Genomic DNA, 10859 nt, shown 5'->3' with positions numbered 1-10859 from the left:
TGATCGGCGCCTACCTGATCGCCCGCCGGCAAAACCGTCGGCGCCATTGACCAACCGCCACTCCCGCCACTGGCGCGGGGTGGCGTCATTCCCGAGGGTCGCGCGCGGCCCTGGGGAATGACGGCTTTACCGCCCGCCTGAGCGTATCAGGCCCCTGAAAGCACCCCCGGATCGGGCAGGGGTGCGCCGGCTCGCCGGTCGATCCATTCACTTCACCCACCACGGGGACACCGTCCCCCGTGGGGGCGGTCTGTCCCCTCCATGCAGGAGATAGACCTATGCTGATCAAAACGATTGCTCATGCGCGCATTGCCGATCTGAAACCGATTTCCCGGGGACGATTCGAGCTGTGTCGCTCTGGCACTCGATACCGCATCGGTATTCAACCCAACGGATCCATTCGGCTCCTATCCGTCTCGTCCGCCCGCGCGGCCTGACGGCTCTCAACCCACCACGGGGACACCGCTCCCCGTGGGGGCGGTCTGTCCCCTCCATGCAGGAGACTGACCATGTCCATGCTGATTCACATCGTCCCCGACACGGACCCCTTCAACCCACGCGAAGATTGCGACAACCTCCTCGGTAACATGGTGTGCTGGCACAGCCGCTATGAACTGGGAGACGAACAGCCGGCAGACAGCCCCCGCGAGTGGGCGCTGCAGGTGGCATGCAAGTTCAACCCCTCCATTGAAGATCAGGTCGAGCGTTTCGCCGACCGACTGTGGGACCGTCTGGACTCCACCGAGCCTCGCCTGGAGAAGCGGCTGCACGAGCACAGCCAACAGGTGATCCAGTTCCAACAAGAGAAGGTGGATGCGATCCTCGATCGATACATGATCATGGTGCCGCTTTACCTCTATGACCACTCGGGGGTCACGATGTCCACCCGACCATTCAGCTGTCCATGGGATAGCGGTCAGGTCGGGTGGATCTACGTGACCCGCGAAGACGCCCGCCGCGCGTTCGGGTGGAAGCGTCTGAGCCCGAGACGGGAGGCGCGAATCCGCTCGATCCTGGAGGCCGAGGTCGCCACTTACGACCAATACCTGCAGGGCGAGGTGTACGGATACGTCGTCTATGAGAACGGGGTCGAGGTGGATTCCTGCTGGGGCTTTTTCTCCGATGCGTTCGGCGAGGACTACCGGCAAAACGGCATGGCCGATCACTGGCCGGACGGATGGGAGAACGCCCAAATCGTCGTGTCCATGGATCCGCATGACCAGCTCGAAGTGGCCTAGTGGTCACATTGCCATGAGCCGCGAGCATCGAATGTTGTTCGCAGCATCTACCCTGACGGCCTTCGGGCCGTCATTCCCGAGGGTCGCGGGCGGCCCTGGGGAATGGCGGCTTTACCGCCCGCCTGAGCGTATCAGGCACCCTTAAAGCCCCTCCGGACCGGGAGGCGGGGCCCGGCACCGCCGGTCGGTCCATTTACTTCACCACCACGGGGACACCGCTCCCCGTGGGGCGGTCTGTCCCGACACTCTGAGGAGACCGCTATAATGGAAAGCATGATTGCGTTCGACACCCATGCCTACGTCAAGAAGCTCCGCTCCGCCGGTGTATCGGAGGAGCAGGCGGAAGTGCAAGCGCAGGCGATGCTGGAGCTCATGGAATCGAGGGTGGCCACGAAGGAGGATTTCCGGCTCCTTCGCGAGCAGATGGCCACGAAGGAGGACCTCCGAGAACTGGAAGCCCGTATGGCCTCCAAGGGGGGCCTCCGGGAGATCGGATCGAGGATCGATTCGATCGAGTCGCGTATGGCCTCCAAGGAGGACCTCCGGGAGATCGGATCGAGGATCGATTCGATCGAGTCGCGTATGGCCTCCAAGGAGGACCTAAAGGCGTTCGTGACCCGTGCCGAAATGTACCGGGCCCTGCTCATTCAAACCGGCGCGATCCTGGCCTCCATGTTCGCCATGCTGCAGTTGATGTGACCACCGGACCGTCTCCGGGGAGTCCCATTCCTTAAAACGACGCCCCTTCGGGGCGTCATTCCCCAGGGCCGCACGCGACCCTGGGGAATGACGGCTTTACCGCCCGCCTGAGCGTATCAGGCCCCTGAAAGCACCCCCGGATCGGGCAGGGGTGCGCCGGCTTCGCCGGTCGATCCACTCACTTCACCCACCACGGGGACAACCGATCCCCGTGGGGGCGGTCTGTCCCCTCCATTCGGAGACAGACACATGCGCTACTCTCAATTTCATGCCTGGGAACCCCTGGACGGGCAACTGCTGGACACCGTGGACAACTTCCGGCGTTTCATCGAAAACGCCGTTGCGTGCCGTCATCCGGAGAACAGCATTGAATACTGGTCGAAGCCCCGCGACATGAACGGCCAAGGCCTCCATGAGTATCTTTCACAGATCCACCACTGCGCCGTCTACGCCCATCCGGGCGGGTCGGAGGGCGACATCATTCGGGTGTCGCTTGCGACCCGAGACGGGGAATACATCCCCGTTTGTTTCGCAAAGCTGTTAGGGCCGGAGTTCGAGGTCTGGGACATCACGAAGACCGTCGCCGAGGCGGTCAATGGAATGATCCTCTACCACGAGCAGCCCATGCTTCCCCGTTTGGCGAGCCGTTTCGTTCGTCTCAACCAGGGACCCAGCCTGACCGAACGACCGGACGACAAAACGCTGGTCCTCGAACTGGATGGCAACGGCGATCTCGTCGTGTCCATGGCTGGGGAGCCCCTGAAACCGGAAGCCCACCATCAAGTCGCGGACAAGCCGTGGCTTTTGGAGGCTCTGCTCCGTGAGTACAAGCAGTTCTTCGGAGATATGGGCAACCACCCCCTCGACTTCGTGACGAAACCCGTCGCCACGTAAGCCAGCCCCTTTACCAAGGGAGGCGATCGGTCCATCGGTATTGCCGGTGGGTCCATGACTTTTATTCACCCCAAGGGGACACCGTCCCCGTGGGGGCGGTCTGTCCCCTCCATGCAGGAGACAGACACATGCACACCTATGAACTCGCGGAGCTGTATCGCGACCCGCTGTACCAGAAGCGACTCCTGGAGGTCGGCACACGCGCGGAACTGCTTGCCTGGGCCGCCTGGAATGACCCCAATGGGGTGTTTCTCGACATGGACTGTGATGCCGAGGGCCTACCACGACTGAGCCGAGCGGAGGCCGCCAACGCGGTTTCAGGGATGATCGATTTCCCTCGGATCGCGGCGGCATCGCTTCCTTCGCCGGAATACCGCACCCTGCGGGTGTCCGACGAGGGCTCACCCCTGGTGGGCGATTACGTCGCCACGCTTCCTGCTCCGGACGCTCTCGGGAGACTGAGGACGCTACGGAAGGAAGCGAAGGCACTCGGCGGAACTACGTGGAGCAATGCGCGCGCGGACGTGGTCGAACTTCCGTGCGACGACGGGGAGCGACTGCAGCACGTCTTCCGCTGGATCTAATCTTGACGGCCTTCGGGCCGTCATTCCCGAGGGCCGACCGCGACCCTCGGGAATGACGGCGGAGATTCAGCATTTGCAGTCTGGAGGATTGCCCGGAATGGGCCCTTGCGGTTGAATGCGTATTACACCGCCCGCCTGAGCGTATCAGGCCCCTTGCCGACGCCCGTCGGCAAAAGCCCCTACGCGCCGAGAGTGGGGGCGCCGTATTTTCCCCTTTGCGGCGCGGCGCTGTCGGCTGATCCAATTTTGTCCCTGGCTCGGGTCAGTCGATCAATACCGAGCCTCGGTGGAGGTTCACAAGTCAACTCGTTGGGCCCTCCGGGCCCGGCACGAGTTCTTCTCGAATGGTTTAGGGGGGTCTCCCCACGGTCGGTGCGTAGCGCCCGCCGTGGGGAGACTCTGGTCTCCGTGATTCAAATCACTGGCCGCCCACCGCCAGGTGCAGCGTGGGTCCCTTTGTGCGGTACTGCCGCGCCATTCGAGATAGATCCATCCCCCCAAAACCATGGATCGCCGGAATACGACTCGCTACTGCAGGAGGGTGAGATCGATCCGCCCTGGGGACGACTCCTACTCGACCGGGCCATCGCACAATCGACGCGCCCGGTCCTGAAGCACCTCAATCGAAGTCAACTCGCGGATCAGCCACCCCCGACCCAACCGGGGTGGCTGGTTACGTTTTGCCCACGCCTGGCAAGTCCTTGTTCCCTCGCTTTCTTCCCCCTCCTTCCCATGCAGTTATCCCCAGTTTTTGTGGATAACTCAAAAACCCTTCGCGCTCGCTTCAGGATTTTTCGTAGTCGCCACACGCGGGACCCGGAGAATTGGCGACGTCCGCTGCCTTGGCGGCGGGCAGCCCATACCCCTTAGGGCTGGTGCCCGCGCCTCCGTTGGCGCGGGTCTTTATTCCAAGCAGGCGAGGCAAGACATGCGAACATGGTTACCCGCACTCCTTGTGGCGCTGACGTTCACCTCCTGGGGAACCGCCGCGGCCAGTGACATCCAGGTGGGTCGATACCTCACCGCCACCGATGCGCCCGCGCCCGAGCAGGTGCAGCCCCTGCAGGTCACGGTCCAGATGGATTTCCCGTCGGACGTCCGGCACGTCGGCTCCGCGCTCACCTACCTCCTGACACACAGCGGGTATCGACTGGAGGACCCGGCCAAGGCGGACCCGGCCATGCGGGTGCTCCTGACCCGACCGCTTCCCGAGGTGCATCGAGAGCTGGGGCCCCTGAGCCTTGAGAATGCGCTTACCACCCTCGCCGGCCCCACCTGGCGCCTGGTCGTCGATCCCGCCATGCGGGAAATCTCCTACGAGCCGCGTGCGCCTTATGCCGAGTCCGCACGGGCGCGCGGTCAAGCGATCGAGGCCGCCGCCGTGCGCGACGTACTCGCGCCGCAGCCTCCCACAGCCCGCACGTATGGCCCGGTTCAGCGCGGCGAGACCCTCGGTTCCATCGCCGAGGCGATCGCGCCGGGCCAACCGGCGCGCATGGCCGCCGCGCTGTTCGAGACCAACCCGCACGCCTTCTTCCCGACCCATACGCCGAATCCCAATCAGCTCCGCACCGGCGTCGAGTTGGAAATCCCCAGCGACGAGGTGGCCTCCCGTTACACCCCGTCCCGCGCTCGGTCGATTCTGCGAGGTGATCAATGAGCACCAACGAGAAGTCTGAAAAGCGTCCCTCGCCTCAACCCGTTCCTCGCTGGCTCAAGATCGCGGGGCCGGCCATCGGCCTCGCCGTCGTAACGGGGTTGCTCCTGATGTTCATCGGCGGCGGAGGGGCCGAACCCGAGGACCCTGAACCTGTGTCGGCCGAACCGGTCGCGGAGGCCGATGGCGCACACTTCAACGAACTGGAAATGCTGCTCGCCTCCCTGGAAGCGCGAGTCGCCAGTCAGGACGAGGATCTGCGCGCGCTGCGCTCCGAGCAACGCGACTTTCGCGAGAAGCTCGACGGGCTGGAGTCCGCGCTCGACCACCAGGGACCGGATCAGGCCGTGACCGACCAACTGGAGGCCCTGCAGGGTGAACTAATGGGCCTGCGCGCCGAGGTGGAATCCTCGGAGGCCCTGGAGCCCATCGAGGCGCTGAGGGGCGATCTGAACGCCACGCAGCGCCGCGTCGCCCGCCTGGAGGAAACGCCTGAAACGCCGGAACCGAACGCCACCCTGACGGGTATCGAACACTGGGGGGCTCGCCACTTCGCCATCCTGGAAGGCGCGAGTGGCCGCGAGCGTATCCGCGTGGGTGGGCGCTACGGGCAATGGACGCTGGAAAGCCTTGATCCGGATGCCGGCGTCGCGGTCCTTCGGCACCCACGCGGGTTCATGCACGCCCTCGCCATCCACGACGAGTAGGAGCAGGAGATCATCATGGGTGGAGCTGTCGTTTTGCTGTTGATTGGGGTCGGCGTCATCGCGGCCACGCACGATCCGGAACCCGAGGTGGCACCCGAACCGCCCCCCGTCGAGCCCGTCGCGATTCCCGAGCCATCCCCGACCTGCCTTGACCGGGTCGCCGAGCGGACTCGGGTCGAAGCCGATCTGTCGTCCACATGGGAGCAGCGGGTCTATTTCATTGACGGGCGCCCCTGCATGCGGGGACACCCATGACCCGGCCCCATTCCTCCGTGATCGCCCTGTTGGTCGCGGTCGGACTGTCCGGCACCGTTCAGGCCAGCTCGGTCGAGTCCGACGCGACCCGCGCCGAGGCCCGGGCGTCCGAAGGCGTCGAAACGGCACCGGCCCGGACACAGCATTGGGATCTCTCCGACGCCGAGTGGGAACGCTACGACGCGATCATGGAGGGTCCACGGGGACTCTGGTCGCCGGATCTGGACCCGATATGGGTCCTGGGGATTCATGCGGAGACCGAGCGCGAACGTCGGTACTACGCCGAACTGGCCGTGGAGCAGGAGCGGGATCGCGTCACCGGAGAACTGGCCTTCCAGCATGCCTACGATGCCGCGTGGGATCGCCTGTACCCGGACAGGGTGCTGATCGAGCCGCGTGACCGGTCCGGCTCCGCGACGGGTGCCACGCCCCGCATGAGTGAGCCGAGTACGCCCACCCTGGATGACCTCCGTGCGGATGATCGCGTGGTCCTGGTCGCCGCCCGCGACTGCAACCGCTGCGGGGACATCCTGGAACGCGCCGTGGAGCGCTTGCAGGACGGGGCCCAATGGCGGCTGGACGTCTTTCTGACGGATACCGATGCGGATCAGGAGGTGCGCCGATGGGCGGCGGAGAACGCGGTCCCGATCGACCTGGTGCGAGCCGGTCGTATCACCCTCAATCACGACGACGGCACGCTGGCCGATCACGACACGCCCTCGCTGTTGCGGCAATCCGGGCGGCGCTGGCAGCCGGTCTTGCCCTAACGCTCGCGACCCAGGCGGTAGCCGGCGTTCCTGAAGGCTACCACCGCGTCGCTCAGGCCGAGGGTGTTCCGGCCGATGTCCTGTATGCCCTCGCCGCCGCCGAGTCCGGCGCACGGCTGTCCACGGGTATCGCGCGACCGTGGCCCTGGACTCTCAACGTGGGTGGTCGGCCGGAGCGATACCGCACGTACCGGGAGGCGCTGGACGCCCTGGAACGCCACCTCGCGGCCGGGAAGCGGAACATCGATATAGGACTCATGCAGGTCAACTGGCACTGGCACGAGGAACGGCTCCAGGACCCGGCCCTGGCCCTCGACCCCTATCGGAACCTCCGCATCGGTGCCGCCATCCTGCGCGAGCAGTACGAACGCAGCGGCCACTGGCTGGAAGCCAGCGGCCTCTATCACGCGCCCTCGAACACCACCAACGCCGCCCGCCACCGGGCCCGCGTCCAACACCATCTGGAGGCTCTGCCTTGATTCCGAAACCCCTTATGGCCGCTCTGCTGTCCTTCCTCCTTGTGCCCGCTTCTGCGCAGGCCCTGGAGGTGATCCTCGATACCGGCGAAGGCCAACCGGCAGGCCCGTACCTTGAGCGCCTGGAGGGTGCCGAGGAGCCGACACCTCGCAATACGGCCGCGCTCCCCCCGTTGAACGACGCGGCCGAGCGCATGCTGCCCATCGAGCCGTCCCGCTTGCGCGTGGCACCGCTGCAGGGGCAGCCGCCGGCGCATGTGCGCGAGACACTCCGAAATATGCCGCGCCCGCTCTGCCTGGTGGGATCGGACTCGCAATCGCTCGCCTGGCTGGAACACCACCGGGTCGCGCTCATGCAGGCGGGGGCCGTGTGCATGCTCGTTCAGGCGGACACCCCCGAAGACCTCGAACGGGTGCGCGACACCGCGCACGGGATCCCGGTCCAACTCTCGCACGGCGATGATCTCGCCGAGCGGTTGCAGCTCGACGTCTACCCGGTCCTGATCTCGCGCGAGGGAATCGAACAGTGAGCCAGCTGCCCGTCGAGGCCCTGCTACGGCCGCCGGTCGAGTTCTACTCCGCCTTTGTGGCCGGCGCCGCCGCCGTCATCGCGGTCGCCGCGCCCTGGGCCCTGATGATGACTCCCTCGATCGCCTGGGTCGCGGCGGCAATGCTCGGGGCCCTGGCCGTACACCGAGCGCGGCAGGGGTGGCGAATCGTCCGGTATCACCGCCACCTCCGACAGCTGCCCGAGTTCTCCATGAGCGCGAAACAGATCCCCGTCTCGCGCCGGAAGCTCTACCTCGGACGGGGGTTTCGCTGGACGCAGAAGCACACGCAGCGCCTGCGGGACACGATCCGGCCGGAGGTCCAGCATTACGTGGATCCCGGCCCCCTGTACCGCTGGGCCCGCCGCAAGGAGGTCCAGTGGGAGTCCACGCCCGGGCTGCGCGGCATTGCGCGCGCACTCGGGAAGCGATCCTGGTGGAACCCCCTGGCCCCTCTGCCTCCCGTGGGTGGGAAACCCGCGCTGCACGCCGTTGAGCCGGACGAGGAAGATGCCTGGACGGATCTCGGTGAGCGCGTGGGGCACACCCTCGTCCTGGGTACGACCCGAGTGGGCAAGACGCGGCTGGCCGAAGTCCTGATCACTCAGGACATCCGGCGCGGCGACGTCACCATCGTCATTGACCCCAAGGGGGATGCCGAGCTGCTCAAGCGCATGTATGCCGAGGCCCGCCGCGCGGGGCGCGAAGACCAGTTCTATATGTTTCACCTCGGTTACCCGGACCACTCCGCTCGCTACAACGCCGTCGGGTCGTTCAGTCGGATCACCGAGGTCGCCACCCGTGTCTCGAACCAGCTCCCGAGCGAAGGCAACAGCGCCGCCTTCAAGGAGTTCGCGTGGCGGTTCGTGAACATCGTTTCTCAGGCGATCGTGGCGCTGGGCCGACGTCCGGATTACCAACAGATCCTCCGGCACATCACCTACATCGAGCCGCTGCTGATCGAGTACTACGAGCACTGGCTCCCCGGCGTGGCCCCCGAAGGCTGGAAAGAGGAAGTGGAGCGGCGCGAGGCCAACACCAATGAACGCCACCTACCGCGCAACCTGCAGGGCCGGGACCGGCGAGCCGTTGCCCTGATGCTCTACGCCAAGGAGCAGGGACTGTTCGACCCGGTGGCCGATGGCCTGCGCAGCGCGTTCGAGTACGACAAGACCTACTTCGACAAGATCGTGGCCTCGCTGCTCCCCCTGATGGAAAAGCTGACCACCGGCAAGACGGCGGAGCTGATCGCCCCCGACTACCTCGACACCGACGATCCGCGCCCGATCTTCTCCTGGCGGGAGATCATCCGCACCGGGGGCATCGTCTACGTGGGCCTCGACGCGCTCTCGGATGCCGACGTCGCGGCGGCCGTGGGCAACTCGATGTTCGCGGATCTCTGTTCCGTCGCGGGTCAGCTGTACAAGCATGGGCAGGACGACGGCCTGCCGGACGGTGGCCGGTCGGGACTCCCGACCGTCAACGTGCATGCCGACGAGTTCAACGAGCTGATCGGCGACGAGTTCATCCCCCTGCTGAACAAGGCCGGTGGAGCGGGGTTCCAGGTCACGGCCTATACGCAGACCTGGTCCGACGTCGAGGCCCGGATCGGATCCAAGCCCAAGGCCGGCCAGGTGGCCGGTAACTTCAACACGCTGGTCATGCTGCGGGTGAAGGAGTACGAGACGGCCGAAATGCTCACGGAGCAACTTCCGCAGGTCGAGATCAACACGCTCATGCAGGTATCCGGCACCAACGATTCGGCTGATCCCGAATCGGATCAGCACTTCTCCAGCCGCAACGAAGACCGCATCACGGTAACCGAGGCCCCGCTGCTCACGCCGTCCGACATCGTCACCCTGCCCAAGGGTCAGGCGTTCGCCCTGATCGAGGGGGGGCAGCTCTGGAAGATCCGTATGCCGCTCCCGGACAGTAAAGCGGATCCGGTGATGCCCGGATCGCTCGCCGACATCGCCGAGCGCATGCAGCGCGATTACACCACCGCCGAGCACTGGTGGCAGGATACCGCCATGCCGATCGCCCCACAGGAATCCGCCTGATGGCGAGCGCGCGCCGACAGACATCGAGTCACCCCGCTCAGCAGCGCGAGCCGGGGCTGATCGGACGAACGTTGAACCTCGCGGGCCAGCTCGTCCTGTGGCTGCTCGCGGCGTTGCTCTTCTCTCTGGTGGCGGAATGGGTCGGCATGACCTGGATCTGGCCGGACGAAGGCATCCAGCACAGCCAGCAGATGCTCGAACGCGAGATCGGCTACCTCAACGAGGATTTTCGTCAGTCCATGCTGACTGCGGATCCAGGGAGCTACGCGCGCAGCTTCGCGGAGGTGTCCTATCGCTTCCTGTTTGAGTACACGGGGATCCACTCGCTCGTGGAGTGGCTGTCGATTCCCGCGCACCCCGAGGATGGCCGGATGGTGAACTCCCTGCGCAACGGCTATCAGTCCATCGAGCCCTATGTCCTGGCCGGTATGGCGATCACGCAGGTCTTCGCCCTCCGCCTGGGGGTGCTGACCCTCGCCATGCCGGTGTTCGTCCTATTCGCCATGGTGGCCCTGGTCGATGGGCTCGTGCAGCGCGATCTGCGCCGCTGGGGGGGTGGCCGCGAATCGTCGTTCGTCTATCACCACGCGAAACGCCTGATGGCGCCCTCGATCGCCATGGCCTGGGTGGTCTACCTCGCCCTGCCGTTTTCGGTTCACCCGAATTGGGTCATTCTCCCGTTCGCCCTGCTCAATGCGATCACCATCGCCATTACCGCTTCGAGCTTCAAGAAGTACCTCTGAGAACCCCACCCGCCGCTGCGAGTGTCACGAGCGCACCACGTTTCTCCACCCCCGGACGGCCGGACGCCAAACCCCTTACCACCGACGTTCGACGCCGCACTCCCGCTCGGGCTTGCGATGCAGTCTGCTCGGCCCACCCACGTTTCACCCTCGCCAAACCCGCCCTTTCCGAAGGCTCGAATAGCACGGCGCAGGGGCTCAACCCTCGCGTCCGAAAAACCCTCGCGATCG

Annotated in this window: 12 protein-coding genes; all 12 read left to right on the top strand. The window is 65.5% G+C overall.

The genetic code is table 11. The annotated features are described in order from the left end of the window. Positions 1-509 precede the first annotated feature (509 nt). The 12 genes from D105_RS0113185 (at position 510) to D105_RS0113130 (ending at position 10628) form a co-directional block, all read left to right on the top strand. Positions 510-1238, top strand: coding sequence for a hypothetical protein (locus D105_RS0113185; RefSeq protein ID WP_018878708.1), 729 nt, complete (start codon positions 510-512; stop codon positions 1236-1238). A gap of 264 nt (positions 1239-1502) precedes the next feature. Beyond that, positions 1503-1937 (top strand): hypothetical protein, encoded by a 435-nt coding sequence (locus D105_RS0113180; RefSeq protein ID WP_018878707.1) that lies wholly within the window; start codon positions 1503-1505, stop codon positions 1935-1937. Positions 1938-2186: 249 nt separating this feature from the next. Then, positions 2187-2831 (top strand): hypothetical protein, encoded by a 645-nt coding sequence (locus tag D105_RS0113175; protein WP_018878706.1) that lies wholly within the window; start codon positions 2187-2189, stop codon positions 2829-2831. 128 nt (positions 2832-2959) lie between these two features. Beyond that, positions 2960-3415, top strand: a complete 456-nt coding sequence (locus tag D105_RS0113170; RefSeq protein ID WP_017941445.1) for a hypothetical protein — start codon at positions 2960-2962, stop codon at positions 3413-3415. Between the two features lie 955 nt (positions 3416-4370). Beyond that, a complete protein-coding gene (locus tag D105_RS0113165) occupies positions 4371-5075 on the top strand; it encodes a hypothetical protein (protein WP_018878705.1) in 705 nt (234 codons plus the stop codon). Further along, positions 5072-5779, top strand: a complete 708-nt coding sequence (locus tag D105_RS0113160; RefSeq protein ID WP_026280501.1) for a hypothetical protein — start codon at positions 5072-5074, stop codon at positions 5777-5779. Before D105_RS0113165 ends, D105_RS0113160 begins: the two co-directional genes overlap by 4 nt. Before the next feature lie 15 nt (positions 5780-5794). Then, on the top strand, positions 5795-6034 hold the full coding sequence (locus D105_RS15410) for a hypothetical protein (RefSeq protein ID WP_018878703.1): 240 nt from the start codon (positions 5795-5797) through the stop codon (positions 6032-6034). Continuing rightward, entirely contained in the window at positions 6031-6801 is a 771-nt protein-coding gene (locus D105_RS0113150) for a TIGR03759 family integrating conjugative element protein (protein WP_018878702.1), read from the top strand. Before D105_RS15410 ends, D105_RS0113150 begins: the two co-directional genes overlap by 4 nt. Positions 6802-6959: 158 nt before the next feature. Continuing rightward, positions 6960-7280 (top strand): transglycosylase SLT domain-containing protein, encoded by a 321-nt coding sequence (locus D105_RS15405; protein WP_018878701.1) that lies wholly within the window; start codon positions 6960-6962, stop codon positions 7278-7280. 14 nt (positions 7281-7294) lie between these two features. Next, entirely contained in the window at positions 7295-7807 is a 513-nt protein-coding gene (locus D105_RS0113140; protein WP_018878700.1) for a PFL_4695 family integrating conjugative element protein, read from the top strand. Further along, complete coding sequence (gene traD / locus D105_RS0113135) at positions 7804-9885, top strand: type IV conjugative transfer system coupling protein TraD (protein WP_018878699.1); 2082 nt, start codon at positions 7804-7806, stop codon at positions 9883-9885. Before D105_RS0113140 ends, traD begins: the two co-directional genes overlap by 4 nt. Beyond that, positions 9885-10628 carry a TIGR03747 family integrating conjugative element membrane protein gene (locus tag D105_RS0113130; protein ID WP_018878698.1) on the top strand — a complete coding sequence of 248 codons (744 nt, stop codon included), beginning with the start codon at positions 9885-9887 and terminating at the stop codon, positions 10626-10628. The genes traD and D105_RS0113130 overlap by 1 nt, the downstream gene beginning before the upstream one ends. The last annotated feature ends 231 nt before the right edge of the window (positions 10629-10859 follow it).

Source organism: Thioalkalivibrio sp. ALE28 (assembly GCF_000377425.1).
Classification (GTDB): Bacteria; Pseudomonadota; Gammaproteobacteria; order Ectothiorhodospirales; family Ectothiorhodospiraceae; genus Thioalkalivibrio.
This window is presented reverse-complemented; position numbering and strand designations above follow the sequence as displayed.